We start from the raw sequence: 26,127 nt of genomic DNA, 5'->3' as shown, positions 1-26,127 counted from the left end.
CTTCCCCCCTGGGACCCAACGGGACCAGAGCATGGCCCAATGCGCGGCTGTCGTCACGCGCTGTTTTTCAACGACAAGGGGGCTGCGGTCTCTTGAAGTGCCCTAAAGCGCCACTTTGGAAGTAATTGACCTGTACATGATGTGATCATTACCACTAACCCACAGGGAACTCTGGCTTTCCTTACAACTGAGACAAAGAATCTCCACGTTATTTGACGTGGTTTTACCTGCGTGCGGCCTTCCCGGGCGGCCGCTCCATGCCGTCCGGGGGGACCAGCAGTGTCACTCTTTTCGTCCGCGCGCTTCAGAGGCCGTCGGTCCGTCCTGCTCTCCACCGCGGTGCTGACACTGTCGATCGCCATGCTGCCGACGCAGGCCCTGGCCACGCCGCCGGATCCGGCGAGCGCGGAAGTGCCCCGCGACGACGTCCCGTTGGAGGAACTCCCCGACGAACAACTCGTCGTGGGGACGAACGTCGACGCCAAGCTCGGCAAGATCGGGCTGGCCGCTCCGGTCAACCGGGACGAAGCCCCGGCCGGTACCACCACCCCGGCCACCTCCGGCACGCAACCGGTCGACTTCGGGAGCGCCACGTCAACGGCCGCTCTGCGGACCGGCTCCGCTGTGCCCCAGGCCGCCTACAAACCCGCCGGCAACCTGCCGGTGAAGCTGGGCCAGGCCCCGGACGCCGCCGCGCCGACCGGCAGTTGGGCGGTCACTGTCTCCCCCCGTACGGCGTCCGTGTCGGCAGGCGTCGATGGCGCGGTGGTCTCGGTGACCGCGCCCGCCACCGGCTCGGTGCCGATCTCCGTCCAGCTCAGCTACAAGACGTTCGAGAATCTCTACGGGGCCGACTGGGCCTCCCGCCTGCACTTCGTCCAGTTCCCCGAGTGCTACCTCTCGACTCCCGACCTGGAGGAGTGCCAGGCGTACACCGAGCTGGACACGGACAACGACACCAGCGCCAAGACCATCACCGCCACTGTCGACACCGCCGCCGACGGCACCGTCTCCAGCTCCGCGGCCTCCGCTGCCCCCGCCGACTCCTCCGGTGTCATCCAGGCCTCGTACACCCGGGCCCGACCGGCAGCCGCCTCCGGCGACAAGGCGGTCATCGGCGCCGTGGACTCCGGTGGGAGCGCGGGCGGTTCGTTCAAGGCGACCCCGCTGGCCTCCAGCGGCAAATGGGCGGCCGGCACTTCGTCGGGGGCGTTCACCTGGTCCTACCCGATCACGGTCCCGCCCGCGCCCGCCGGTCCCGCCCCGCAGATCGCCTTCGGCTACAACTCGCAGACCGTGGACGGCAAGACCGCCACCTCCTCCCCGCAGGTGTCCTGGATCGGCGAGGGCTGGGACTACGACCCGGGCCACATCGAGCGCCGATACCGCAGCTGCAAGGACGACCGCGACGACGTCGCCGCCGGGGCGGCCAACAACAAGGAGAAGAAGTACAAGACCTCGGACCTGTGCTGGGTCTCGTACAACGCGGTCATGTCGCTCGGCGGCCGGACGGTCGAGCTGGTGCGGGTCAACTCCACCTCCGAGATCTACCGTCCCCAGAACGACGACGGAACCCGCGTCGAGTTGAGGACCGACGGCGACAACAAGGACGACAACGACGAGTACTGGCTCGTCACCACCCCCGACGGCACGAAGTACTACTTCGGCCAGAACAAGGTGGGCGGCTCGCACCCCGACACCGACTCCGTCTTCACCGTCCCGGTCTACGGCAACCACCCCGGTGAGCCCTGCCGCAAGGACGCCTTCGCCGACTCCCGTTGCAACCAGGCCTGGCACTGGGGCCTGGACAAGGTCGTCGACGTCAACGACAACGCGATGATCGTCAACTGGAAGCGGGACACGAACTACTACGCGGCCAACAAGAAGTTCAAGGCCCCGGTGTCGTACGACCGTGGTGGCTACCCGCTCTCCATCGAGTACGGCCTGCGCACCAACGACCTCAACTCGCCTTCCGCGAGGGTCCTCTTCAACGCCCAGGAGCGGTGCCTTCAGACCGACGGTTCCTGCGCCCCAGCGAAGTTCGACGTCACCGACGACCCGGCCTCGTACCGCCGCTGGTGGGACAGCCCCGGCAACCTCAACTGCAAGTCCACGTCGAAGCTCTGCCCAGCCTTCCCCTCCTTCTGGACCCGGATGCGCCTGGCGTCCGTGACCACCGAGGCCGCCCGCCCCGGCATTCCTGGGCTGACCAAGGTCGACACGTACACGCTCCGCCAGTCCTTCCCGCGCGACTGGTACAACACCTCGCCGGCCCTCTGGCTCAACTCCATCACCCGTACCGGCTTCGCCCCCGGCGACACCACCGGCACCGTGATGTCGGCGGACGGCGTCAGCTTCGCCCCCTACGTCGTCGCAGACAAGGGCGAGGCGCTGAGCGGCTATCTCGGCGACAAGCAGCTCCCCAATCTCGTCCCCCGCAGCAAGAACGACGCGCGTCCGGGCTTCACCCGCCCCCGCATCGGCAGTGTCCGCACCGAGCAGGGCGGCTCCATCGCGGTGACGTACACAGGTGGCTGCCGGACTCAGCCGACCGTCTCGCCCGAGGACAACCACGGCACCTGCTATCCGGTCCGGTGGTCCCCGGACGGTGAGGTGGAGACCCCGAAGATCGCGTGGTTCAACAAGTACGTCGTTGCCACGGTGACCGAGACCGACCGGATCTCCGGGGTCTCCGACCACATACTCACCAGCTACACCTACACAAACCCGGCCTGGGGCAAGGACGACGACGAGTTCTCCAAGCCGTCCCTGCGTACTTACGGTGTGTGGCGCGGCTACCAGCAGGTGGCCACGGCCGAGGGCAGCAAGAACGGCGGCGCGGCTGCGGGTGTCACCCAGACTCAGTCCTACTCGGTCGTCCGCTACTTCCGTGGCGCGGGTGGTGCCGTCAAGGACTCCAAGAGCGAAGTGACGCTCCTCGCCGACGACGTACCGCAATACGCGGGCATGGTCGCGGAGACCATCAGTTACACGGGTACCGGCGGCCCCGTCGCCAAGCGGACCCTCAACTACCCCTGGTCCAAGCAGACCGCCTCCCGCAACCGCGACAACGACACCTCGCCTCTGCTCGCCCACCAAGTCGGCATCCGGCGTACCGACGCCATCCAGACGCTCGGCACCGACAGCTGGCAGGCGGTACGCACCGAGACCGAGGTCGACCCCGACCACGGCCTTCCCGTCCAGGTGCAGACAGCCGTGGTCAAGCCCGGGTCCGGCGGCGCCGAGACCTTCAGCGAATACCGCTGCACCAAGACCGAGTACGCCAACAACGTGACGGCCGCCAACATCATCGGCCTGCCCAAGCAGGTCCGTACGACGGCGACCTCCTGTGCGGCCCACGACTCCGCCGACCCCGCGACCCAGCTGATCGGCGCCACCCGGACCAGCTACGACTCCCTCACCTATGGCGCCGTGCCGGTCAAGGGCCGGCCCACCAGCGTGGCGACCAACCCCGCCTCGGGCTCCGGCTACTCCGTCGTCACCACCTCGACCTACGACGACCTGGGCCGAATCCGCATCGTGACGGCCCCCAGCTCCGTCGGTGTGGTCAAGACCGAGACGCAGTACACCCCGGACAGCGGTGGCCCGGTGACCGCCGTCAAGACGATCAACCCGGCAGGCCACACCTCCCTCACCACCTTCGACCCGGGCCGTGGCCTTCCGCTCACCGTCACGGACACCAACAACCGCGTCACCCGCACCGAGTACGACGCGCTCGGCCGCCTGGTGAACGGCTGGTCGGCCTCCCGCTCGTCGGGCAGCCAGACCCCGAACGTCAAGATCACGTACCAGATGGCCAAGGCCACCACCAGCGTGACCAAGCCCAGCACGGTGACCGTCGAGACCCTCAAGGACGACGGCGCCTACGCCAAGCAGGTCACCATCTACGACGGACTCTCGCGCCCGTTCCAGACCCAGGCCGAAGCCCACGGCCGAGGCCGCGTCATCACCGACACCCGCTACGACGACCACGGCCTGGCCTGGGAGCAGACCGGCGGCTACCTGGTCCAGGGCGAGCCGCAGGCCACGCAGTTCAAGCGCAAGTCCGACTCGCTCGTGCCCACCATGAACCGGACCCAGTACGACGGTCTGGAGCGCGCGATCAAGACGACGACGCTCCACAGCGGCAAGGCGGTCTACTCCAGCTCGGCCGCCTACGGCGACGACTGGACGCTCACCCGCCCGGCCGGCGGCGCCACACCCCCCGTCAAAACCTGGACCGACGCCCTCGGCCGCGTCAGCCTCGTCCAGCACTACACCAACAGCGGCCTCAGCAAGTGGCGCGATACCCGGTATTCCTACGACTCCCGTGGCAACCGCCAGCAGGTCAAGGACCCGGCCGGCAGCCTGTGGACGTACAACTACGACTCCCGCGGCCGGCTGACCGACTCCACCGATCCCGATGTCGGCACGTCGTCCTTCGCCTACGACGACCTCGACCGCCGCACCAGCGCCACGGACTCCCGCAACCTCACCACCTTCACGGAGTACGACACGACCGGCCGGGTCAAGGCGGTCCGCGAAGGATCGGCGACCGCGTCCCCGATCATCGAGTACGCGTACGACCCGACGGGCGCGCTCGGTCTGCTCTCGTCCACGACCCGCCACGACCGGTACGGCGACTTCGTGGACCGGATCACCGGCTACGACACCGACTACCGCCCCACGGGTCGTGAGGTGACCATCCCGAACGGCACCGCCACTCCCGGCCTGGCGGGCAAGTACTCGTATGCCTACACATACACCCCCACCGGCAAGCCGCTGACGACCACACTCCCGGCGGTCGGCGGGCTGGCCCAGGAGAAGGTCGTCACCCGCTACGACAGCGACGGCCTGGCCGAGTCCACCTCCGGCCAAAGCTGGTACACGTCCGACGTCACCTACTCCCCGTACGGCGAGGTCCTGCGCACCGTCAGCGGCCCCCAGCCCTACCGGGTGTGGACCACCAACTTCGTCGACGAGCACACCGGCCGCGTCCAGCGCAGCGTCTGGGACCGGGAGACCGACGCCTCCCACCGCATCACCGACGCCTACTTCTCCTACGACCGGGCCGGCAACGTCACCTCCGCCGCCCGCCGACAGATGGACGGCACCGTCGGTACGACCGACAACCAGTGCTTCACCTACGACATGCTCGGCGAACTGGTCCACGCCTGGACCTCCAACCTCGCCACCGACGCGGAGGGTAGCGGAGGCACGGGCTGCAAGTCGGCCTCCGGCACCAACTGGGGCTACCGCACGGACGGTCAGATCTCCACCGGTCCGGTCGCCGAGGCCGCCGACTCCGCGACGGACACCACGGCCCCGGACAGCGACCTGACGGCTTCCCTTTCCAGGACGGCCCCCGCCTCGGGCACGGTCTCCACCGGCTCCACGGCCTACTGGGACGCCTACACGTTCGACGTCACCGGCAACCGCACCTCGCTGACCGAACACGCGCAGGGCGCGACGGCCGCGACGACGACCACCGCTTACACACACGGCACCACCAACACGACCACCCGCCCGCACCTCCTCACCTCTCGCACGGTCACCAAACCCAACACCACCCCCACCATCAGCAGTTACGTCTACGACGCCGCAGGCAACACCACCGCCCGCCCGGGCGCTGTCACCGGCCAGTCCCTTGTCTGGACCGCCCAGGGCAAGCTCGCCACGGCCTCCGACGGCAGCGAGAACCCCGCCGCCATCACCGGCCTGGGCGGCTTCTGCCTCGACGTCCGCAACGCGGCCACGGCCGACGGCACGGTGATCCAGCTCTCGACCTGCAACAGCGCCGACGCCCAGAAATGGACGCTGGCTCTCAACGGCCAGCTCAAGGCCCTCGGCAAATGCGCCACCGCCGTCGGAACCGTCAACAACGGCGCCGTCCAGCTCTCGACCTGCAACAGCTCCGACGCCCAGAAATGGACTCTCGGCGCGAACGGCAGCCTCAAGAACACGGCCTCCGCCCGCTGCCTGGACGTCCCCGGCTTCAACGCGGCATCGGGCACCGCCCTCGAGATCACCGCCTGCAACACCACCACCGCCCAACGCTGGACCCTCACCGACCGCACCGACTACGTCTACGACGCGAGCGGCAACCGCCTCCTGGAGCGCACGAAGTCCGGCGCCACGCTCTTCCTCGGCGAAACCGAGGTGACCGCCAACACCGCCGGCACCATCACCCGCGCGGTCCGCGCCTATTCCCACCCTGGCGCCCCGACGGTCGTCCGCACCACCGCAGGCACGGCTACCGGCCACAAACTCACGATCCTGCTCAACGACCCTCTCGGCACGGCCACCACCGCGGTCGAGGAATCCGCGGGCCAGCCTCTTACCCGCCGGTCCTTTAAGCCCTACGGCGAGTCGCGGGGGACCCCGGCCGCCGCTTGGCCCAACCGTCGTACCTACCTTGGCGTGGGCATCGACGATGCGGCTACTACTGGGCTTACACATATTGGGGCGCGCGAATACGACCAGTCGACGGGGCGCTTTGTCTCAGCCGACCCGATTGTGGATATAGCCGACCCGCTTCAGATGAACGGGTACACGTACGCGAACGGCAGCCCGATCACCAAGAGCGATCCAAGCGGCCTCCGGGTCTACGATCCGGAAGGGGAGGCGGCGCGGCGGGCTGCAGCTGATAAAGCCGCTGCCGATAAGCGGCGGGCTGCATTCATAAAAGAGAAGTACACGAAGGCCCACGATACGGTGATCATCATGTATATGCTCTGGCTGCGCGCTTTGCAGCCCAAGGGTGGTGGATCAGTAACGGTAGATCTTCAGCAGACGCGCGGCTACCGTGATTCCGAAAACTACATTCGAAATGTTCCCGGCAGGAAGAAAGGCGGCTGGGCAGACCTCCTTTATTGGACGGACGATACTGTTTACGTCTGGGATGTCAAACATTTCGGAGGTAAGGCTGAAGTTGGTGGCGATTCGGAGGTGAAGGATTATGTGAAGAGTCTGAAGGAGCAGTTGAAGGGGGATCCGGAAACTAGAAATATGAAGGTGCAGGCAGGTTTCAAAATGGCGCCGCTTAAAGGGCCGAACCTGTTCAAGCTTGGTGAGTGGGTCGACGCCTATCCATCGGTGAGGAGTGGAGGAGTGATCACGTATAAGACAAAGAACTACGACCGAGATAAGGGGAGGTATCCCAATAATCCAGCGCCAGCGCCAGCGCCGGAGAGCGTTCCCTGGTATGAGAAAGCCGCGACCAGTGTGAAGGAGTGGTGGCACGTGAACGTGGAGAATCATGACTGGTCCCAGAGTCCGTGGGGCTCTACGGATTCTCCCTTGATTCCTGGAATGGCCGGACCTCTGCTAGCCTATTGAATCGGTCTGGTCGGAAGGTAGTGAGTGATGAACGTTTCTCTGTTCCCTATTTCTGGGCGAGAGATTGAAGCTGGTTTCGGGCGGGTTATTTCCCGATTCTATCTTCTGGAGTCGGATGATTCCGCTGCGTTGTGTGACCTCGGTGACGATTCAGGTGTTATCGAGAAGCTTTTGCAGCAGGTTAACGCTGGCGACAATGTCATCTCCGCTGTTTCTGGTGGGAGTCTCCTTGGTGATGACGGTGCTGGAACATTTTGCACTTTCCTGTCGGCCGAAGAAGTAGCAGGGGTTAGTCAGTTTCTTTCTTCGCTCCCTGTTCTGGATGTGATGCGACAGGCGCCCGAGGTGCTTTCCGGGATTATCCGCGGCAGGATCCCTGTCGGCTATCTGGAGGACCTGGAGGGAACTTTGATCGATCTGTGGGAAGTCTATGATCTCGCAGCTAGGGAAGCGCTGTGTGTGGCCCAGGTCTACGAAGGGTAATCACGCCAAGGGCTTGCCCAGATCGATTGTAAAATCTACTGAACTTGGATCGATGTCGAGTGGCGAATCCCAGATGCCGGATCCGTGGGAAAGCGTCATCGGTCGAAGGTGAGGGGCTAGCCGTTATGGAACCGGATATAAAATCCTCATCTCCGAAGGCTGGAGATCTTTCGCGGATTACTCGAAGGTGTTGGAATGGTTGGCGCCGTTACTACTGGTAGTCGCTTTCGGGGGATATTGGCGAGAGTTTCACAATTCCAGCGTTGCGTCGCGTCTCGCGGGGAGTGGATGACGGATGAGCGTGATACTTGACCAACCGTGAAGTTGCTCCGAAAAATCATGGCTTCGGAGGATGCTGAACAGGAGGTCAATAGGATGATCGAAATCCTGGAAGATAATGTGCCTCATCCCGGGGTTCTTGGTCTGATTTACCATGCCGGACTAGGTGCGGGAGTTGATGTCGCCGGTCATCCGCACAGGCTCATTCGCCGATCCTGAGCATGCGGATGAGGTTGGTGAAGGCGTCGCGTCCGGCCGAGATGGCGGACGATGGGTCCGGCGTTGCCGAATCGGCGAGCAGAATCGTTTCGCCGTTGACGGATATATAGACACAGGCGTCGCCTTCCTGGCAGCGGGACGACTTCCGCCAGATGTGCTGGGACATGGGGCTCCTCTACAGGTCCTGGGCGATGGCAAGGATGAGGTCCCGGGACTTCTCCGGGGTGAGGGCCGTGGCCTCGACGGTGTCCAGGAGAAGTCGGTACTTCTCCAAGTGGGCCTCGGCGTCCAGGAGGACGGGGCCGTGGAACTGGTCCAGTTGGGCTGTGTCCAGCTGGGGCACCGGGCCGTGCAGGTAGTTGATGGACTGGCCCGATCCCGGGAAGGCACCCACGTCGAAGGGCAGTACGCGGACGGTGATGTGGTCCCGCTCGCTCATGTCCATCAGATGCCGGAGCTGGGTGCGAGCCACGTCACGGCCGCCGACGCGCATGCGCAGTGCTGCTTCGTGGACCACGGTCCGGTACGGGGTCGGGTTCGCTCCGTACAACACGCCCTGCCGTTTGACCCGGTGGGAGACGCGGTGCTCCACCTCGGGTGGGGTGGGCGCCGGAATCACATGGCGGAAGATCTCGCGGGCGTGGTCGGCGGTCTGTAGCAGGCCGGGCATGTGCGAGGTGTAGGCGGTGCGTACGGCCGTGGCGTGGTGCTCCAACTCGGCGAGGTCGAGGAGCCCGGACGGCAGCACTTCGCGGTACGACTCCCACCAGCCGAACGTCTTGTCGGTCGCCACGGCGACCAGGCACTGGACGAACGCCTGGTCGGAGCAGGAGTAGATGCCGGCCAGCGCCCTGACGCGCTCGGGGCTCACCCCGAACCGGGCAGACTCCACGTTGCTGAGCTGCCCCTGACTGGTGCTGAGCGCTCGTGCGGCATCGGTCGCCGTCATGCCCGCGCGCTCGCGCATCTTGCGCAGCTCCACGGCGAGCCGCAGTCGGCGGGCCGTCAGGCGGGGTCTTGCGGGCACGTGAACTCCTCCTGCACACATGTTCCGTCGGCGGGTCACTCACACGAGGGAATCTCGACCGTAAGTATCTCGATCACTGGCAAATGACATTTGTCGAGCCCTATCTTCATTCTCAGGCGCCTCGCCCAGAAGTACCCCGCTCGACGGAGCGGCCACGGTCACTGGGCACCGCAATGCAAGGCAACGTACCGGCACCACCCAACTCCCCTCCGTGATCGGAGACTTCCGATGGCCACCGTATCGCCGTCCGCCCTCTCTTGGAGCTACGCCCTCCAGCTCCCGCACGATCCCCGCGCACCGGGCATCGCCCGCGCCACCCTGCGCACCGTTCTGGCTGCCCACGACCTCGCCCACCTCACCCCCACCGCCGAACTCCTCGCCTCCGAGTTGCTCACCAACGCCCACCTCCACACCAGGGGCCCGTACATGCTCCGCCTCCTCTCCAACGAACCCGACCGGCTCCGCGTCGCCGTGTGGGACACCGATCCCCGGGTCCCGCCCGGTTTCTCGACATCGGAGAAGGGCACCCCCATCGCCGTACCCCCGGACGACGCCGAAGGCGGGCGCGGGCTGCACCTCGTACAGGCGTGTGCCGACTCATGGGGTGTGTCCGTGCTGCGGGAGCCAGGCGCGCCGAAGGGCGGGAAGCTGCTGTGGGCGGAGTGCGGGCGGACGTAGGTTCAGCCGTCCAGATCCACCCGTACCGTCAGCAGATTCGTCCCCAGGGTTCGTACGCCCGTGCTGTTGACCTTCGGCAGGGTCCGCAGTCGGGCGATTGGGTCGTCGTTCGGGAGAAGGTGGGCCGTGCCCTTGTGCCACCGTCCCCCGACCCGTACCCGTACACGCGGGTTCGACTTGATGTTCCGTACGTACTGAGACTTCTCGCCGAACTCCGAGACCAGCCAGAACTCGTTGCCGATGCGGCGTCCGCCGAGCGGGGTGACGCGGGGCAGGCCGGAGGTACGGCCGGTGGTCTCCAGAAGAGTGTGGAACGGGAGGCGGCGCGTGACCGGGTTGCCGATGTGGCGCTGGAAGGTGGTGGCGGCCTTGAATCTGAACTCCGTGAAGCGGGACATGTTGTTCTTGTGTCTCCTGTGTTCGTGCTGCTGCTGTGGTGTGCCCTTGAATGCTCTCCCAGAGGGACAAGGGCTGGGCCTGGGCGAAAGGAGTAGGCGGTGGCGAATATGCGCGTGGTGACCTGGAATCTGTGGTGGCGGTTCGGGCCCTGGGAGGCGCGGCGGCAGGCGATCCTCTCCGTGCTGCGGGATCTGCGGCCGGACGTGGTCGGGCTCCAGGAGGTCTGGGAGTGCGGCGGCGAGAACCTCGCCGCCTGGCTCGCCGACGAACTCGGCCTGCACTGGACCTGGGCCGCCTCCGAGGCCCCCGAGCGCTGGCAGCGGCGTATCGAGGGTGGGGGCGGGGGCGGCGCGAAGGTGAACGTCGGGAACGCGGTGCTGAGTCGCTGGCCCGTCGTCGAGAGCGAGGTGATGCGGCTGCCGGCGCCCGATGAGCTGGACGACGGACGCCTTGCCCTGTACGCCAGGCTCGCCGCCCCCGGCCACCATGTCCCCTTCTTCACCACTCACCTCACCTCCGCGCCCCACGCCTCGGCTGTCCGGTGCCAACAGGTCACCGCCCTCGCGGAGTTCGTGGCGAAACACCGTGACGGCGGCACCGCCTTCCCGCCCGTCATCACCGGCGACTTCAACGCCCGGCCGGACTCCGACGAGATCCGGCTGTTCGGCGGTCACATGACGGCCCCGCCCGTTCCCGGCCAAGTCTTCATGGACGCCTGGGAGTTGGCCGATCCGGCGGCTCCGTCCGCGACTTGGGACGCCGCCAACCCGTATGTCGCGGCAGGGTTCGGCCCGAGCTCGCGTATCGACTACATCCATGTGGGACTGCCGTGGCCGGGAGGTCTCGGGCATGTGCGTGCGGTATGGCGAGCGGGGGACGGGCCGGTCGGGGATGTCTGGGCGTCCGACCATGCCGCCGTCGTGGCCGAGTTGGCGTCCGCATGATCGGACGAAAGTTGACGAAAGCTGATGGGTGCGCCTGAACAGGATTGTCCCGTGGCTGGAGGAGAACGCCCCGGACATCGGTGTGGCCAGGTGATGATCCACCCTGCCCGTCCCGGCCACCCGTCCCAGTCACCCGTTCCAGACCGCCAACGTTTCTGCTGGTCAGCGCCCATTCCAGCGTTCCGGCGTCCCAACATGATCGCTTTTTGTGGCGGGCGGAACAGATCACGGAACAAGCTGTGGCCGTCCAAGCAGTCCGCTGGACGACCCACTTCCGCACCATGGAGATCTTCGATGCGTTCGCGACTTGCCGCCCGCTCCACCCGCCTCGCCCTGGCCGTGGCCGCCGCGGCTGCCCTCGCTGCTACCGCAACCCCGGCCGCCACCGCCGACAGCGGAAGCACCGCCGCGCGGGCCTGTGCCACCAACGACCTGACCTTCGAGATCACCTCGAAGACGCAGGCAGGTGGCTACCTCCTCGTCACCGCCAAGGCCAAGTCCGGCATCACCTGCTACCTGGAGGGCGTCTTCCCCTCCGCGTCCTTCGGCTCCGCCGCCGACACCGAGCTGCGGCCCGTCGAGCACAGCGTCAGCGACGACGTCGTCCTCTCCGGCTCCGCCGCCGCATACGCCGGCATCAACCCCAAGTCCACCAACAACGAGAACGGCAGGCTGTTCGAGAAGCTCCACCTCTCCGTCACAGGCGATGAGGACAACTTCGTCACCCTGGACCTCCCCCTCACCGTCCAGGTCGACCGCCCCCTCGCCACCAACTGGCACGCCGACCCCGCCGACGCCGTCCCCTACAGCTGACCCCCGCGACGGACGCCTCCACGGCGCCCGTCGACAACAGCGTCGCCCGCCTCCTGTCCTGGTGGCGGGCGACAGACGGCTGACCAAGGATTTTCCCGCCGGCGGAAGTCCTCTTGCCGGGGGGAGGCTCCTCTTCGTCTTGAACGGTGTGCGTCTCGGCTGGGCAGCCGCGTATGAGGTCCTGATCGGTATTACTTCACCAGCCAAGGCCGACCCACAATGGATGGCGTGGCGGTTGTCCCTGGCAGGTTGGGTCACAGTCCTCGCCTTCATCGGCGGCACCGTCGGCTACCTCATCACCGTTCAGATCCAAACGCACCAAGCCCGCGACTTCCTCCGCTACGACCAGGCGCTCGCCCGGGGCCGGCCGATCGGCAGCGGTGTGATCGAGGGCGCGGCCAGGCATCTGGTCGCCGACCGCCTCGCGATCACCGGCAGCCGCTGGAGCGTCCCCGGAGCCGAAGCCCGCCTCCAACTCCGCGCGATCATCAGCAACGGCGACTTCACCGCCTACTGGCGCTGTCACGTGCGTCAGGAACACACACGTCTCTATCCCCGCCTCGACCAGGCCGATTACCGCCTGACGGCCTGAACGATCTCACTGCAGGAGAGCTACACCCAAAGCTGATTGAGTCCTACTGGCCTGGCCTGGCCTGGCCCTGCGGAGACTCCTTCAGGGGGCGTGAGTTGACCCGGTATCCGTTTCCTACGCGCTCTCGGGTGTACGGGGTGCCCCGTACCAGCGCCACTTCGTGAGGCGCGGTCGGTCGGGGAGTTCTGCTCGGCCGGTGGCCCACAGGAGGGTGGGCCAGCGTTCGGTGTCGGTCGGGGCGTCGGGGAAGAGGCGGCGCAGTACGCGGTCGCACAGGCCTGGGTCGGGTGTCCATTCGATGCCCAGGCCCTCGGTGACGTCGTGCGTGTGCACCAGGGTCTCCAGGATGCCCATGGCGGCGAAGCCCTCGGGATCGGCGGCGCCGAAGATGTGGTGCGATCTGGCCGTCGGTTCCTTGGTCCGCACGATCGCCGTCAGCAGGGCGCCGCTCGCCTCCAGCACCTGGAGCAGGCCGGCCGGTCCCGCCTCGCGGTCCGCGAAGATGACGTTCGCCGGGCCACCCGGCTTCCTCCGGCTCCATACGAACGGGACGTGCGTGTCCAACGGTGGGTTCTCCGGGCCCAGTTGGGCGGCGTACGAGAACAGGTCGTCGGCCAGGTGCTCGACGGTCTCCCAGCAGTCCCACTCCAGTGAACCCGCGCCCACGCCCCAGTCGGCGTCCTGTGCCCCGCGCAGGGCACTGACCGCCGAGCGCACGGCGTGGTCGACGTCGTCCGCTGTGACGGTAGTGCCCTGCGCGCCTTGCGTGCCCCGTGAGTCCGGTGAGTCCTGTGTTTCAGCCATGGCCGGACCGTATCAACGGCAACATCAACGGCAACCGTTCGTGGTTCGGCACAGCCATCGGCCCAACCGTCGGGCCGTCACGGAGGGCACCCTGCTACCTCCCGAGGAAGATCGGGTTCGTGAACGCGGCCAGCGCCCCAGGCATCGGCGCGAGTACGGCCTCGTGCCGCACCTCCGCCCGGACGTACGCCGCGTACTGAGCCGTCGTACGCCACTCCACGACACCCGCGCCCGCCACCGGCAGGACCCCGCTTGTGAACAGCACGCCCTGGTCCGTGACGAAGCGGACCGTGCAGCGCGGGGCGCCCGACACCTCCAGGCGGATCGTCACCGGGGCGTCTTTCGACACCCTCAACCGGCCCCCGATGTCCGCGTGTTCGCCCTTCGGGCCGGACGCCGTGAAGGTGAGGGAGACCGACTTGGACTCGGCGACGTAGGAGCGGCCTGCCTTCAGGCCCGCCTGGATGGCCTCCCGGGTCAGGTCGTCGGCCAGGACGACCGTCTGCGGGACGCCCACCGGGTCGGGGTCGCGGTGGGCGTCGCTGTTGCCCATGGCCGGAATCCATCCGCGCCCGCCCGAGGCACCCTCCCGCACGGACGCCACCAGCATGCCGTCCCAGTCCGCGAGCGCCACCTCGTCCTCGGGCGAGTAGGCGCCGTTCCACACCTCCACCGCGTCCACGTCGTTGAAGCCGAACTTCCAGTTGCAGCCGACGCAGGTGGCGTGCGGGTGGGCCGGGACGACCAGGCCGCCGGCGCGGCGGATCTGGCGCGCGTACTTGCCGAAGCGGTTGTCACGGGCCCGGTAGCGCCAGTCGACGAACGTCCCCGGATCGGTCCCGAGCGCGACCACGTGACCGTTGCGGGTCGTCACCTCCTCGCCCACCATGATGAGGAGGTCGTCGCCTGCCTCCGAGGCCCAATGGGCGTGTGATGAGTGGGTGTTGTGGTCCGAGCTGTTGATGAAGTCCAGGCCCGCCGCCCGCGCGAGGGCCGCGATCTCGGCCGGGGTGCGGCGGCCGTCCGAGTACCAGGTGTGGAGGTGGCAGTCGCCCCGGTACCAGGCCCGGCCCCGCCCCTTCGCCCGCTCCGGCGGGTAGACCGGGTCGGCGACGTCGCCGGGGTCGCCGTAGGTCAGCGTGATGGTGATCTCGTAGGCGAGGCCCTGCGGGGAGACCGTGTAGGGGCCCAGCGCGATGTGCCAGGTGCCCGCCTTCACCGGGCCGGGGATGTAGCCGGGCGTGGCGTCGTCCGCGCGGACGAAGAACTCCGTGCGGGCCCCGCCCGACCAGCCCCGGAAGCCCTTCCCGCCCAGTTCGGTGCCGCGCTGGTCGAAGACCCCGATGTCGAGCGCGTTGCCCGCGGTGCCGGCCGGTACGGACGGGCGGTCGTAGCTGTACGAGACCCTCAACTCCCGTACACCGTGCGGGATTTCGACGGGCAGATAGACGAAGTCGGGGGAGCCGGTGGGCAGCGTGCCCCGTACCGTCCTCGTCTCTGCGCGGCCGGTATCGCCGGTACTGCCAGCACTGTTGTCGGCGGCCTCGGCCGGGGTGCCGTGGGAGAAGGTCACGCTTCCCAACGTAAGCGCGGCGGCGGCTCCCGTCGCGAACAGGGCGCGTCTGGCCAGGCTGCTTCCGGTGCCGGGTTCCGTGCCGGTTCCGTGGTCGTCTTCGCACATGCTGCCGCTCCCAGGGGGTCGGGGTGTGACGTGGGTGACGCAGTGACCGGTGCTGTGGTGGCGCGTACCACTTTCATAGCCACTCTCGTGCCCGGGAGTGAACTCCCGTACAAGACAGGGGGATCGCCGTGCCAAGACAGCGTGCCCCGAGTGATGTTCGACCAATGCCGACCGGTCGGTATGGACAGACGGGACACCGCCCGGTACAGATATGGGCATGCGCCTAGCCGTCACGATCTTCCTCACCGACGAGACGATCACCCCGACCCGACTCGCCCGTGAGCTGGAACAGCGCGGGTTCGCCGGGCTGTATCTGCCCGAGCACACACACATACCGGTCGAGCGGACCACCCCGTACCCGGCGGGCGGCGACCTGCCGCCCGAGTACGGCCGTACGCTCGACCCCTTCGTCGCGCTCGGCCAGGCCGCCGCCGTCACCGAGCGGCTCGCCCTCGGCACGGGCATCACGCTCGTCGCCCAGCACGACCCGATCGACCTCGCCAAGCAGATCGCGACCCTCGACCACCTCTCCGGCGGACGGTTCACCCTCGGCCTCGGCTACGGCTGGAACGTCGAGGAGGCCGCCGACCACGGTGTGGAATGGCGTACGCGGCGCGAGCTGACCCGGGACCGGGTGGCGCTGATGCGTGCCCTGTGGGCGGACGAACCGACCGCGTACGAGGGCGAGTTCGGGAGTGTTCGGGCGAGTACCGCGTACCCCAAGCCGGTCCAGAAGCCGCGCGGGCCGGTGACCGGCCCGCGCACCCTCATCGGTGGCTCGGCGGGGCCGAAACTGTTCGCCCACATCAGCGAGTACGCCGACGGCTGGCTGCCGATCGGCGGGCGCGGCCTGTCCGAGTCGCTGCCCGTCCTGCGGTCGGTGTGGGCGGACGCGGGCCGCGACCCGGCCGCCCTCCAGGTCGTCCCGTACGCCGTCCAGCCCACCCCGGGCAAGCTCGCCCACTACGCCGAGCTGGGCATCGAGGAGGCCGTGGTGCAGCTGCCGCCGGCCGGGGAGGCCGAGGTGCTGGGCCTGCTGGACGGGTACGCGGAGTACCTGTAGTCCGGCAAACCGCGCGGGTTCCGCGGATCGCCCAGGCTGGACGGGCTGCGCGCGAGAGCTGCGCGGGGGCTCCGCAGGTGATGGCCGCCAGTGCCGCCCTGTAACGTTCGGCTGCCCGAACGGACAGGGCGGTCCCTGCGGGACCTGATCGCATCGATCGTATGCTCGACGGATGACGACTCCCGAGACCTCCGGAACCGGCCCCACCGAGCGCCCCGGCGGCGCCACCGGCCCGACCGAGAACTCCATGCGTCGCGCCCTCAAACGCGCCCGGGACGGTGTCGCCCTCGACGCCGGCGAGGCCGCGGTGCTGCTCCAGGCCCGCGGCGAGGCTCTCGACGACCTCACCGCGTCCGCGGCCCGCGTCCGGGACGCCGGCCTGGAGGCCGCCGGCCGACCCGGCGTCATCACGTACTCGAAGAGCGTCTTCATCCCACTGACCCGGCTCTGTCGGGACAAATGTCACTACTGCACCTTCGTGACCGTCCCGGGCAAGCTCCGCCGGGCCGGGCACGGCATGTTCATGTCCCCGGACGAGGTTCTCGACATCGCCCGGCGCGGTGCCGCCCTGGGCTGCAAGGAAGCGCTGATCACCCTCGGCGACAAGCCCGAGGACCGCTGGCCGGAGGCGCGCGAGTGGCTCGACGCGCACGGCTACGACGACACGATCGCGTACGTCCGCGCCATCTCGATCCGCATCCTGGAGGAGACGGGCCTGCTGCCCCACCTCAACCCGGGCGTGATGTCGTGGACGGACTTCCAGCGTCTGAAGCCCGTCGCTCCCTCCATGGGCATGATGCTGGAGACGACCGCGACCCGCCTGTGGTCCGAGCCGGGCGGCCCGCACTACGGCTCCCCGGACAAGGAACCCGCCGTACGGCTGAGGGTGCTGGAGGACGCGGGCCGGTCGTCCGTCCCCTTCACCTCGGGCCTCCTGATCGGGATCGGCGAGACGTACGAGGAGCGGGCGGAGTCGCTCTTCGCACTCCGTCGCGTCTCCCGTGCCTACCACTCCATCCAGGAGTTGATCATCCAGAACTTCCGCGCCAAGCCGGACACCGCGATGCGCGGAATGCCGGATGCGGAACTGGACGAACTCGTCGCGACTGTGGCGGTGGCGCGCCACATCATGGGCCCGAGCGCCTGCCTCCAGGCCCCGCCCAACCTCGTCGACTCCGAGTACGAGCGGCTGATCGGCGCCGGTATCGACGACTGGGGCGGGGTCTCCCCGCTCACCATCGACCACGTCAACCCGGAACGCCCCTGGCCCCAGATCGACGAACTCGCCGCCAAATCAGCGGCAGTCGGCTTCACGATGCGCGAACGCCTCTGCGTCTACCCGGAGTTCGTGCAACGCGGCGAGCCTTGGCTCGACCCGCGGCTGCTCCCGCACGTACGGGCCCTGGCCGACCCCGAGACGGGCCTCGCGCGCGAGGACGCCGTCGTCGAGGGGCACCCCTGGCAGGAGCCGGAGGAGGCGTTCGTGTCGTCCGGCCGCACTGACCTGCACACCACGATCGACACCGACGGCCGTACGTCCGACCGGCGCGACGACTTCGACGAGGTGTACGGCGACTGGGGCGCCCTGCGGGAGGCGGCGGCTCCCGGAATGGTGCCGGAGCGCATCGACACGGACGTACGGCAGGCGCTGCGCACGGCGGCCGACGACCCGACGAAGCTCACCGACGACGAGGCGCTGGCCCTCTTCCACGCGGACGGCCCGGCACTGGACGCGCTGTGCCAAGTCGCCGACGACGTACGGAAGTCGGCGGTCGGGGACGACGTCACCTACATCGTCACCCGGAACATCAACTTCACCAACGTCTGCTACACCGGCTGCCGTTTCTGCGCCTTCGCGCAGCGCCGCACGGACGCCGACGCCTACACGCTGTCCCTGGACCAGGTGGCCGACCGCGCCCAACAGGCCTGGGACGTGGGGGCGGTCGAGGTCTGCATGCAGGGCGGCATCCACCCCGACCTGCCGGGCACCGCCTACTTCGACATCGCGCGCGCGGTGAAGGAGAAGGTCCCCGGCATGCACGTACACGCCTTCTCACCCATGGAGGTGGTGAACGGCGCGACCCGCACCGGGATGTCGATCCGCGAGTGGCTGACGGCCGCGAAGGAAGCCGGCCTCGACACGATCCCCGGCACGGCGGCGGAGATCCTCGACGACGAGGTCCGCTGGGTCCTGACCAAGGGCAAGCTGCCGACGGCAACGTGGATCGAGGTGGTGACGACGGCCCACGAGCTGGGCATCCGCTCGTCCTCGACGATGATGTACGGCCACGTGGACCAGCCCCGCCACTGGCTCGGCCACTTCCGCACGCTGGCCCGTATCCAGCAACAGACGGGCGGTTTCACGGAGTTCGTCACCCTCCCGTTCATCCACACCAACGCCCCGGTGTACCTGGCGGGCATCGCGCGCCCCGGCCCGACGATGCGCGACAACCGGGCGGTCATCGCCATGGCCCGCCTTCTGCTGCACACCCACATCCCCAACATCCAGACCAGCTGGGTCAAGCTGGGCACGGAGGGCGCGGCGGAGATGCTCCGCTCGGGCGCGAACGACCTGGGCGGCACGCTCATGGAGGAGACGATCTCGCGGATGGCGGGGTCGTCGTACGGCTCGTACAAGTCGGTGAAGGACCTGATCGGGGTGGCGGAGGCGGCGGGGCGCCCGGCCAGGCCCCGGACCACCCTCTACGGCGAGGTTACGGAGGAGCGGCAGCGGGCGGCGGCTCTGTCGGACGGGCATCTGCCGGAGTTGCTGCCTGTGTTGGAGTGACCTGGATCGATGGCGCCCACCCCGCCGCCTCCGCGTGGTCCGTCAGACGACGACCCGACCCCGCAGGATGATTCGGCTCGGGTGGGCCAGCGCGGAGGGGTCCCGCGTCGGGTCGGTGTCGTAGGCGACGAGGTCGGCGGGGGCTCCGTCGGTCAGGCCGGGCAGGCCGAGCCAGGAGCGGGCCGACCATGATGCCGAGCCGAGCGCGGCTTCGGTCGGCAGGCCGGCCCGGACGAGCCACTCGACCTCCGAGGCGACGGTGCCGCACGGGAAGCTGTCCGTGCCGGCCAGGACGGTGACACCGGCCTCGTACGCCGCCCGGACGCTGGGCAGCATGCCCTCCCATCCGGCCAGCCACCAGTCCCGGGCAGCGCTCGGCTCGGCGGCTCGCCGCCGCTCAACACCGGCGCCGAAGACGCTCAACGTCGGTACCAGCGCGGTCCCTTGGGCCGCCATCCGGTCGATGAGGTCGGGGTCGAGATGCATCCCGTGCTCCAGGCTGTCGACCCCGGCCAGCACGGCGTTGCGGCAGCCGTCGGCGGTCTGGCAGTGCGCGGCCACCCGGCCGCCGACGGCGTGCACCGCCTCCACGACGGCCGTGAGGATCTCCAGCGGCAGCGCAGGCTCGCTGTGCTTCCAGTCCCCGATGACCTTGCACCACCCCGAGGACGCCTCGGCCTCCTCGACGGCGGCGTCCACCAGGCCGGCCTCGCTCACGTCCCGTCCGAACCCGGGGAAGAACCGGCCGGGCGTGGCCAGCCAGCGCCCGGCCGAGCGAACTCGCGGCAGCTCCGGGTCGTCGTCCACCCAGGCCGGGATACGGGCGGCGGACCCCGGCGTGCGCACGAGCAGCACGCCGGCGTCCCGGTGATCGGCGAGGTGCCGACGTAGCGTCTCGTCACTGAACGCGTCCTCGACGCCCTCCGCACCCGGATGGGTGTGGGCATCGACGAGGCCGGGCAGCAACCAGCCCCCGTCGACGACCAGTTCCGCATCCCCGTCCGAACTCGCCCCCGGGACCGGCTCGGTCCACAGCCGGCCCCGGTCGATCCAGAAGGTCCGCTGCTCCCGCTCGGGCAGTACGACACCTCGTACCTTGAGCACCATGGTCAACTGCCCTTTCCTGGTTGGTGGGCCACGGGTCAGCAGCCCATCCGGAATGTAGCGTCCCGCTGTTCACCGACCGGTCGAGACCGAGTCGCCTCTGCTGGAGGGGCCGAAGCGAGGGAACGCGGGTGCCTGTCCTCGCCCGCCGACCGCTTGCCTGACGCTGTGATTCGATGTGTCGATGAACGGTCAGGCAAGCGTGGCCCAGGAAGCGCTCTACCGCGCACTCGACGAGACGGTGTCACGGCTGTACGCCGAAGGCCGATTGGCCGATGCCCTGAAAGCGGTGGAGGACGCGGCTCCCCGGATCCCCTCGCGTCGTGCGGACACCGCCCACCTGGCCGCCTGCCTGCTGACGCTCACCGGGCGGCCCGAGGACGCGCTGGCGGAGCTGCGCACAGCACTCGCCGACGGCGGCGCCTGGTGGAGTCCCACGATTCTCGTCGATGACGACGACCTGGCCGCCGTTCGTGACCTTGAGGGGTTCACGGCTCTGCTCCGCGAGTCCACGGCCCGGCACGCGACGGCCACTGGAGTCCCTCTTCCCCCGGTCGTACGACGGCCACAAGGCGCTGCCCCTCGAGGTGTCCTGGTCGTCCTGCACGGCGCCGATCAGGACGCGGCCCTGGCTGCGGAACAGTGGGCGGCGGCAGTTGACGCGGGGCTCGTCCTCGTCGCCGTCGACTCCTCCCAGCGGTCGACCCCGCTCTACCGCAGCTGGCCCGACATCGGCGTCGGCATCCGGGACATCACCGCGGCTCTCGCCGAACTGGACGAGGCCGACGCCTCCCTGCCACTCCTCGCGGCGGGCTTCTCGGCGGGCGCCCGCGTGGCTGTGCTGTGGGCCCTGTCCGACGCGGCAGTACGCCCCTCCGGATTCCTGGCGGTGGGTCCTGCCCTCACACCGGCGCACCTAGACGAGGAACAGCGCGCGAGGGCCGCGCAGGGTGCGGTGCGCGGCCGGATTCTGGTGGGGGACCAGGACGACGACGTCACCCCCGAGGTTTACGACGCTCACGCGGTGCTTGCCGAGGCGGGCGCGGACGTCACGCTGGAGACGATCCCCGGGCTGGGTCACGATTTCCCCTCGGGCTTCGGCCGGAGCCTCCCGGGTCTGCTGGAGCAGTTGTTGGTGGCTTGAGCTCGTCGCGAGGGGCGCCTGTCAGGCGCACCGTCGAATGGCCGGCCACCGGCGAGAAAAACTCAGGTCAACAGGCCGAACTCGACAGCGAAGCCGTCGCTCACGGACTTGCCTACTCCGGATAGAGAACCGCCAAGCGTGGCAGGCGGCGAGTCATTTCGCCTCGGTCGTCGAATTCGAAGTTCCAGGTGGGGTCCAGCTCCGGGTATCGGATGCTGAACGCGTCGTCAGGGAGTTGCCTGCCGGTCGCCGTGATGTGGGCGGTCCAGGCGATACCGAGCACGTCCTCACAATCGAGAACGCTTCCCGCGGCAGCTGACGCTCGCACGACGGGCAGTTCTGCGAGGGCGTCGGGATCAGCGATCATGCGCTCGAAGGTCTCGCGCCCTTGCACGATCAACCAGCCCCGGAAGTAGTCGAAGGCGTCGTCGGAGCATCCGCCGTTGATGACGTAGGCAGCGGCCCACAGAGGGTTCGTGTAGGAGTCGGCCATCAGGTCCCACAACACCTGCTGAGCGGCGATGATCTCCTCGGCCGGTTGAGTGGCCAGCAGCGAGGCTGCCTGGCGGGCGACCGCTTCTCCGTCGTCCGGGTTGGGGGCCTGGCTACGGGCCGACTCGATGAGCTGCCAGAACTGCTGTCTGTTCATGCCGGCAGAGCCTGCCACTTGGTACTGACACCGGGCCGGCACCGGAAGGGCGACCACAGCGTTCGACTCGGCGACGGACGACCGAATGCTGCCGGTGCAAGGGCAGAGCCAGTGCACCGGCAGTCAGACGGAGACCCCGAAATCCCGCTCAGTTCAAGGCAGTTGGGGCGAACCCCGACTCAGAACCCCACCCGGAACGTAGCGTCCTGCTTCTCCGCAGTCGTCGAGATCGGGTCGATCCGCAGCACGTAGTTCGAGTGGCGGATGTACCGCGTCGGGTTGTTGTACGACCGGAACGACGCCCACGAACTGTCCGCCAGGCCCGCCGTGCGGTAGAACGTCGCGTCGCCCGCGAATGTCGACGTGCCGTCGTTGACGTCGAGTTGGAGGGCGTAGTTGTAGTGCCGGAGGTAGCGGGTCGGGTAGTTGACCGACTGGAAGGAGACGCCGGTGCTGTCGGCCAGGCCCGGGACGAGCTTCCACTCCGAGTCGGTGTAGAGGTCGAAGGGATACTCGTCGATGCGTGCCTTGTAGTCGGCGTGGCGGACGTAACGGGCCGGGTAGTTGTACGACTTGAGGCGGTTCCAGGCCGGGGAGCCCCACTTGGTGAGCAGGTTGTTGTACTCGGCTGTCGTGATCGTCGCGATGCCGCAGTGCTTGGAGTTGACCGGCTGGGTGTAGGTCTTCTGGTCGAGAGCGGTCCAGGTGCCGGAGGCCAGGTCGGAGGTCTGCCAGGCGTAGAAGACGCCGTTCGGGGTGTACGTGTCGCCCCAGAGGTACCAGGAGTTCGACGTCAGCGACTTGAAGACCGTCGGGGCTTCCGTGCCGCCGTGCGCCACGCCCGCGCTGTACTCGGTGAAGCTGCCCGGGTTGAGGGACGTCGAGCGTGCCGACACCAGGGTCTGGTTCTTCTTGAAGAACAGGTAGTTGTAGCCGTTGACCCCGACCGCCATGTCCCCGTCGATCACCTCGTACCCGGGGTCGAAGAAGACCTGCGGGCTCGACGCCGTGACGAAGTCGCTGGTGTAGTTCACCATGATCACGTTGTGGCCGGTGGAGTTCACGGAGGAGTAGATCACCGCGTACTGGCCCCGGCTCGCGTCCCAGAACGCCTCGGGTGCCCAGCTGTGCGTGGTCATGTCGTGGAGTTTCAGGCGCCGGTAGCCGGTGAAGGTGCGCAGGTCGGCGGAGTCCCAGACGTGGATGTACTGGCTGTTGTACGACCAGTCCGTGCCCTTGAGGTCGGTGGCGAGGACGACGAACGTGCCGTCCTGCTTGCGCATGAGGAATGGGTCGCGCAGCCCGAGGGCGCCTGCGGTCGGGGTGACCACGGGGTTGTTCTGGTTCAGCGGCGTCCAGTTGAGCGAGTCGGTGCTGACGGCCAGGTGGAGGCCGTAGTCGGTGCCCAGCCCCAGGCTCGTCGACTCGGTGAAGTAGCACATCACGTATGCCGAGTCGGCCGCGTGGGCGGTGCCGGCGCCGAGGGTCATGACGCCGGACATGGCGAGGGGAGTGGTGGCGGCCATGCCGAGGAAGAGACGGCGGGAGGGCTGGGGTCTTGCGCTCATCTTTGTCTCCAAGCGGGTGCTGGCGAGGGGGTGGATGCGGGTCCAGGAATGGAGTGAGCGGCTGCGCGACTCGTGCGTGGGGGAGGAGGGAGGGGAGGGACAGGAGAGGGGGAACGGGGGACGTGGAGAACGCAACCAGGCAGGCGAATTGGCCGAAATTTCGAACTAGGTTCGGAAAGTCGATCAGAAGGTAGATCGCCCCACCCTGCTCGTCAATCACTCTGGCGAGGCTGTGGGGATTCTTTGCGGCGCACCCCTCAGAACATGCCTGGGGCGCAACCCTCTGTACGTGCCGCGAGTCACCTGGGGGTGTCGAAACCGCTTGCCCCTTATGGAGGTTGTGCAATGTCCTCTCACTTCGTCGGACGCAGGACACTCCGTGTGGCCTCGGCCCTGACCCTGGCCGTCACCACCGGACTGACCGCCCTCGTAGCCCTGCCCGCCACCGCCGGCGCCGCGGTACCGGCGGCCAGACTGACGAGCGCGGATCGTGGGCGGGCGTTCGACTACACGGCGGCGCCGGGCCAGACCAACAGGGTCGCCGTCACCGCGACGTTCTCGTCCACGCCCACCGACGGCCCGACCATCACCTACGTCATCGACGACGTGGTCCCGATCGACATCGACGTGAGCGAAGGAGGCTGCACGCACCCCGACAACACGGACCGCACCAAGGTCTCCTGCACGAAGACCGGCATGGACCCCGACCTCGCGTACGCCACGCTGTACATGAAACTCGGCGACGGCAACGACACCGTCGCGTTCGGCAACGCCACCGGTCAGGTCAGATTCACGGCCTCGATCGACCTGGGCGCCGGAAAGGACAGGCTGACCCGAACCGGTGGCGTCGACGGCAACGACAGCGAGGGTGGACCCGGTGACGACATCATCGACGTGGGCGTCCGCGGGCTGACCAACGCCGGGGACGGCAACGACACGATCCACGGCGCCGCCGGGTCCGTCCTGAGCGGCCAGAACGGCGTCGACACGATCGATGTCGCCGGTGACTACGGCTGGGCGGACGGGGGCCCGGGCAACGATGTAGTCCAGGGCGGCGCAGGCCACCAGACACTGATCGGCGGAGACGGCAACGACTCGCTGCGCGGCGGCGCCGGAGACGACTCGTTCTTCGCCGGCAAGGGCGCCGACAGTCTGTACGGCAACAGCGGCAACGACACGCTCTACGGGAACAGCGGCAACGACAAGCTGTACGGCGGCCCGGGCAGGGACACCCTCTCGGGCGGCCCCGGCAGGGACGTGGTCCGCCAGGACTGAGGCCCGAGGCGGACTGCGCGTCGGAGTACGATGATCCGACCCCCGGCGGAGGACCCGGCGGCGGGTTCTGTTGCTGAGGAGATGCGTGACCGTGGCTGCCCGACGGCTTCCCTCATCGGTCTGGGTCACCGGTCTCACCTTGGGCGCGGTCGCCGCGGTCACCGTGCTGGCGGTGAAGGCCGAGCGGGGTCCGCAGCCCCACGCCACCGCCGCCGCCAGGCCCAGCGCGTCCGCCTCGGTGAAACCCTCCGCCAAGCCCAGTCAGGCCGCCGAGGCGGCCGTGCCGGACGGGTCGGGGACCGGGCGGCGGGTCGTCTACTCACTCGGGCAGAAACGGGTGTGGCTGGTCGACGCGAGCGACCAGTCCCGCCGTACGTTCGTGGTGTGGCCGGGCTCGGTGAGCCCGGACCCGGGGAAGTACGCGGTGGGGCAGCGGGACGAGGCCCGTACCGGCTCGGACGGCGTCGCGATCGAGCACGTCATGTTCTTCGCCACCGGTTCCGGGCTCTCGATCGCCTTCTCCAACGCCGTCGACGGCGCCTCACCGCAGCCCGCGTCCGGTGTGCAGACGGGCGGCATCCGTATGTCCAAGGCGGACGGCACCGCCCTGTGGGCCTTCGGGGACACGGGGACCGCGGTGACGGTCGTCAAGTAGCGCCGCAGCCCGCGCTTACTCCGCCGAGGGCCGGTCCTCGGCCGACGACGCGGTACGCGCCGGCAGGTGGATCACCAGCAGCACCACCCCACTCAGCGTGAACACGCGTGTCGCCGCGTCCAGTCCGTTCCAGTCGTCCGACTGCCACATGGCGAACCACTCGCCGCCGATCGCGATGAAACCGGCGCCGAACAGCAGCATCAGCATCAGCAGGCCGTACGTCGAGATGCGCCGTGCCTGTTCGAGGTCGCGGCGCACCCACAGCCAGGTGGCGGCGATGAGGACGAACGCGGCGAGCGTCTCCCACACGATGATCGCCACGTACGCGGTGTCCTGGAGGCCCTTGGACGTGATGGCCCTCCACATCAGGTCTTCGTCCTTGAACGTGGTGTCCATCGCGAGGACATGGCGCACGAACTGCTGGTTCGAGTCGAAGTCGGTGATGTTGCCGAGCGCCACGAGGGCGATGTAGAGCGCGACCGTCGCCGTCAGCAGGGTCGCGGCGAGGGTGAGCGCGGTGTGTGGGGAGCGGGAGGTACGGGTGGGGTGGGGGGTACCTGTTGTGGTCATGGCGTAACTCTATGGAACGGTTCGGGCGCCGTCTCCCCGTCCCTGTCCATGAGT

General features: G+C 68.2%; 19 protein-coding genes and 2 pseudogenes. 12 read left to right on the top strand and 9 right to left on the bottom strand.

All coding sequences use genetic code 11. The features are described 5' to 3' along the window. Positions 1 to 279: 279 nt before the first annotated feature. Positions 280 to 7,338 (top strand): ricin-type beta-trefoil lectin domain protein, encoded by a 7,059-nt coding sequence (locus G3I56_RS18965; protein ID WP_164410405.1) that lies wholly within the window; start codon positions 280 to 282, stop codon positions 7,336 to 7,338. A gap of 27 nt (positions 7,339 to 7,365) precedes the next feature. Beyond that, positions 7,366 to 7,821 carry a DUF1877 family protein gene (locus G3I56_RS18960; RefSeq protein ID WP_164410403.1) on the top strand — a complete coding sequence of 152 codons (456 nt, stop codon included), beginning with the start codon at positions 7,366 to 7,368 and terminating at the stop codon, positions 7,819 to 7,821. Between the two features lie 481 nt (positions 7,822 to 8,302). On the opposite strand, the gene G3I56_RS18955 is transcribed toward G3I56_RS18960, so the two are convergent. Then, positions 8,303 to 8,485 carry a DUF397 domain-containing protein gene (locus G3I56_RS18955; RefSeq protein ID WP_164410401.1) on the bottom strand — a complete coding sequence of 61 codons (183 nt, stop codon included), beginning with the start codon at positions 8,483 to 8,485 and terminating at the stop codon, positions 8,303 to 8,305. Between the two features lie 9 nt (positions 8,486 to 8,494). Then, on the bottom strand, positions 8,495 to 9,367 hold the full coding sequence (locus tag G3I56_RS18950) for a helix-turn-helix transcriptional regulator (RefSeq protein WP_164410655.1): 873 nt from the start codon (positions 9,365 to 9,367) through the stop codon (positions 8,495 to 8,497). 207 nt (positions 9,368 to 9,574) lie between these two features. On the opposite strand from G3I56_RS18950, the gene G3I56_RS18945 reads away from it, so the two are divergent. Next, the gene (locus G3I56_RS18945; protein WP_164410399.1) at positions 9,575 to 10,024 is read left to right on the top strand and encodes an ATP-binding protein; all 450 of its coding nucleotides are present in this window, start codon (positions 9,575 to 9,577) and stop codon (positions 10,022 to 10,024) included. A gap of 2 nt (positions 10,025 to 10,026) precedes the next feature. Here G3I56_RS18945 and G3I56_RS18940 read toward each other — a convergent pair whose 3' ends face one another. Beyond that, positions 10,027 to 10,422 (bottom strand): nitroreductase/quinone reductase family protein, encoded by a 396-nt coding sequence (locus G3I56_RS18940; RefSeq protein ID WP_164410397.1) that lies wholly within the window; start codon positions 10,420 to 10,422, stop codon positions 10,027 to 10,029. 108 nt (positions 10,423 to 10,530) lie between these two features. Here G3I56_RS18940 and G3I56_RS18935 point away from each other — a divergent pair, with 108 nt between their 5' ends. The 4 genes and pseudogenes from G3I56_RS18935 to G3I56_RS43940 form a co-directional block, all read left to right on the top strand. Continuing rightward, complete coding sequence (locus tag G3I56_RS18935) at positions 10,531 to 11,367, top strand: endonuclease/exonuclease/phosphatase family protein (RefSeq protein WP_203690223.1); 837 nt, start codon at positions 10,531 to 10,533, stop codon at positions 11,365 to 11,367. 294 nt (positions 11,368 to 11,661) lie between these two features. Continuing rightward, on the top strand, positions 11,662 to 12,180 hold the full coding sequence (locus G3I56_RS18930) for a DUF4232 domain-containing protein (RefSeq protein ID WP_164410393.1): 519 nt from the start codon (positions 11,662 to 11,664) through the stop codon (positions 12,178 to 12,180). Then, positions 12,074 to 12,484, top strand: a pseudogene (locus G3I56_RS45080) (hypothetical protein); the annotation flags it as partial. The gene G3I56_RS18930 and the pseudogene G3I56_RS45080, both read left to right, overlap by 107 nt. Before the next feature lie 24 nt (positions 12,485 to 12,508). Beyond that, positions 12,509 to 12,772 (top strand): annotated as a pseudogene (locus G3I56_RS43940) (ISKra4 family transposase); the annotation flags it as partial. 114 nt (positions 12,773 to 12,886) lie between these two features. Here G3I56_RS43940 and G3I56_RS18920 read toward each other — a convergent pair. Both G3I56_RS18920 and G3I56_RS18915 read right to left on the bottom strand, forming a co-directional pair. Beyond that, the gene (locus tag G3I56_RS18920) at positions 12,887 to 13,576 is read right to left on the bottom strand and encodes a hypothetical protein (RefSeq protein ID WP_164410389.1); all 690 of its coding nucleotides are present in this window, start codon (positions 13,574 to 13,576) and stop codon (positions 12,887 to 12,889) included. 94 nt (positions 13,577 to 13,670) lie between these two features. Next, positions 13,671 to 15,257 carry a CehA/McbA family metallohydrolase gene (locus G3I56_RS18915; protein ID WP_164410387.1) on the bottom strand — a complete coding sequence of 529 codons (1,587 nt, stop codon included), beginning with the start codon at positions 15,255 to 15,257 and terminating at the stop codon, positions 13,671 to 13,673. A 217-nt stretch (positions 15,258 to 15,474) separates the two neighbouring features. On the opposite strand from G3I56_RS18915, the gene G3I56_RS18910 reads away from it, so the two are divergent. Next, positions 15,475 to 16,320 carry an LLM class F420-dependent oxidoreductase gene (locus G3I56_RS18910; protein ID WP_164410385.1) on the top strand — a complete coding sequence of 282 codons (846 nt, stop codon included), beginning with the start codon at positions 15,475 to 15,477 and terminating at the stop codon, positions 16,318 to 16,320. A 172-nt stretch (positions 16,321 to 16,492) separates the two neighbouring features. Next, positions 16,493 to 19,108 (top strand): bifunctional FO biosynthesis protein CofGH, encoded by a 2,616-nt coding sequence (locus tag G3I56_RS18905; protein WP_164410383.1) that lies wholly within the window; start codon positions 16,493 to 16,495, stop codon positions 19,106 to 19,108. Between the two features lie 42 nt (positions 19,109 to 19,150). Here G3I56_RS18905 and G3I56_RS18900 read toward each other — a convergent pair whose 3' ends face one another. Further along, positions 19,151 to 20,215 carry an amidohydrolase family protein gene (locus G3I56_RS18900; RefSeq protein WP_164410653.1) on the bottom strand — a complete coding sequence of 355 codons (1,065 nt, stop codon included), beginning with the start codon at positions 20,213 to 20,215 and terminating at the stop codon, positions 19,151 to 19,153. Positions 20,216 to 20,396: 181 nt separating this feature from the next. On the opposite strand from G3I56_RS18900, the gene G3I56_RS18895 reads away from it, so the two are divergent. Continuing rightward, entirely contained in the window at positions 20,397 to 21,356 is a 960-nt protein-coding gene (locus tag G3I56_RS18895) for a phospholipase (protein WP_164410381.1), read from the top strand. A 112-nt stretch (positions 21,357 to 21,468) separates the two neighbouring features. Here the strand turns inward: G3I56_RS18895 and G3I56_RS18890 are convergent, their stop codons facing one another. Next, the gene (locus G3I56_RS18890; RefSeq protein WP_164410379.1) at positions 21,469 to 22,005 is read right to left on the bottom strand and encodes a DUF4240 domain-containing protein; all 537 of its coding nucleotides are present in this window, start codon (positions 22,003 to 22,005) and stop codon (positions 21,469 to 21,471) included. A 179-nt stretch (positions 22,006 to 22,184) separates the two neighbouring features. Further along, on the bottom strand, positions 22,185 to 23,573 hold the full coding sequence (locus G3I56_RS18885; RefSeq protein ID WP_164410377.1) for a glycoside hydrolase family 43 protein: 1,389 nt from the start codon (positions 23,571 to 23,573) through the stop codon (positions 22,185 to 22,187). Positions 23,574 to 23,918: 345 nt separating this feature from the next. Here G3I56_RS18885 and G3I56_RS18880 point away from each other — a divergent pair, with 345 nt between their 5' ends. Both G3I56_RS18880 and G3I56_RS18875 read left to right on the top strand, forming a co-directional pair. Continuing rightward, positions 23,919 to 24,848 carry a calcium-binding protein gene (locus tag G3I56_RS18880; protein WP_164410375.1) on the top strand — a complete coding sequence of 310 codons (930 nt, stop codon included), beginning with the start codon at positions 23,919 to 23,921 and terminating at the stop codon, positions 24,846 to 24,848. 85 nt (positions 24,849 to 24,933) lie between these two features. Further along, positions 24,934 to 25,503, top strand: coding sequence for a hypothetical protein (locus G3I56_RS18875; protein WP_164410373.1), 570 nt, complete (start codon positions 24,934 to 24,936; stop codon positions 25,501 to 25,503). 15 nt (positions 25,504 to 25,518) lie between these two features. Here G3I56_RS18875 and G3I56_RS18870 read toward each other — a convergent pair whose 3' ends face one another. Beyond that, entirely contained in the window at positions 25,519 to 26,073 is a 555-nt protein-coding gene (locus G3I56_RS18870) for a DUF2165 domain-containing protein (protein ID WP_164410371.1), read from the bottom strand. Positions 26,074 to 26,127 lie beyond the last annotated feature (54 nt).

This window comes from Streptomyces sp. SID12488, assembly GCF_010548275.1.
Classification (GTDB): domain Bacteria; phylum Actinomycetota; class Actinomycetes; order Streptomycetales; family Streptomycetaceae; genus Streptomyces.
The sequence above is the reverse complement of the archived record's forward strand: the minus strand, read 5'-3'. Positions and strand labels throughout refer to the sequence as shown.

Bases quoted from the DNA above. Each gene is read 5' to 3' on its own strand.
- G3I56_RS18910 (WP_164410385.1), top strand. From the start codon at position 15,475: ATGCGCCTAGCCGTCACGATCTTCCTCACCGACGAGACGATCACCCCG.
- G3I56_RS18960 (WP_164410403.1), top strand. From the start codon at position 7,366: ATGAACGTTTCTCTGTTCCCTATTTCTGGGCGAGAGATTGAAGCTGGT.
- G3I56_RS18895 (WP_164410381.1), top strand. From the start codon at position 20,397: ATGAACGGTCAGGCAAGCGTGGCCCAGGAAGCGCTCTACCGCGCACTC.
- G3I56_RS18885 (WP_164410377.1), bottom strand. From the start codon at position 23,573: ATGAGCGCAAGACCCCAGCCCTCCCGCCGTCTCTTCCTCGGCATGGCC.
- G3I56_RS18880 (WP_164410375.1), top strand. From the start codon at position 23,919: ATGTCCTCTCACTTCGTCGGACGCAGGACACTCCGTGTGGCCTCGGCC.
- G3I56_RS18900 (WP_164410653.1), bottom strand. From the start codon at position 20,215: ATGGTGCTCAAGGTACGAGGTGTCGTACTGCCCGAGCGGGAGCAGCGG.
- G3I56_RS18905 (WP_164410383.1), top strand. From the start codon at position 16,493: ATGACGACTCCCGAGACCTCCGGAACCGGCCCCACCGAGCGCCCCGGC.
- G3I56_RS18955 (WP_164410401.1), bottom strand. From the start codon at position 8,485: ATGTCCCAGCACATCTGGCGGAAGTCGTCCCGCTGCCAGGAAGGCGAC.
- G3I56_RS18935 (WP_203690223.1), top strand. From the start codon at position 10,531: ATGCGCGTGGTGACCTGGAATCTGTGGTGGCGGTTCGGGCCCTGGGAG.
- G3I56_RS18940 (WP_164410397.1), bottom strand. From the start codon at position 10,422: ATGTCCCGCTTCACGGAGTTCAGATTCAAGGCCGCCACCACCTTCCAG.
- G3I56_RS18950 (WP_164410655.1), bottom strand. From the start codon at position 9,367: ATGTGTGCAGGAGGAGTTCACGTGCCCGCAAGACCCCGCCTGACGGCC.
- G3I56_RS18870 (WP_164410371.1), bottom strand. From the start codon at position 26,073: ATGACCACAACAGGTACCCCCCACCCCACCCGTACCTCCCGCTCCCCA.
- G3I56_RS18930 (WP_164410393.1), top strand. From the start codon at position 11,662: ATGCGTTCGCGACTTGCCGCCCGCTCCACCCGCCTCGCCCTGGCCGTG.
- G3I56_RS18945 (WP_164410399.1), top strand. From the start codon at position 9,575: ATGGCCACCGTATCGCCGTCCGCCCTCTCTTGGAGCTACGCCCTCCAG.
- G3I56_RS18915 (WP_164410387.1), bottom strand. From the start codon at position 15,257: ATGTGCGAAGACGACCACGGAACCGGCACGGAACCCGGCACCGGAAGC.
- G3I56_RS18920 (WP_164410389.1), bottom strand. From the start codon at position 13,576: ATGGCTGAAACACAGGACTCACCGGACTCACGGGGCACGCAAGGCGCG.
- G3I56_RS18890 (WP_164410379.1), bottom strand. From the start codon at position 22,005: ATGAACAGACAGCAGTTCTGGCAGCTCATCGAGTCGGCCCGTAGCCAG.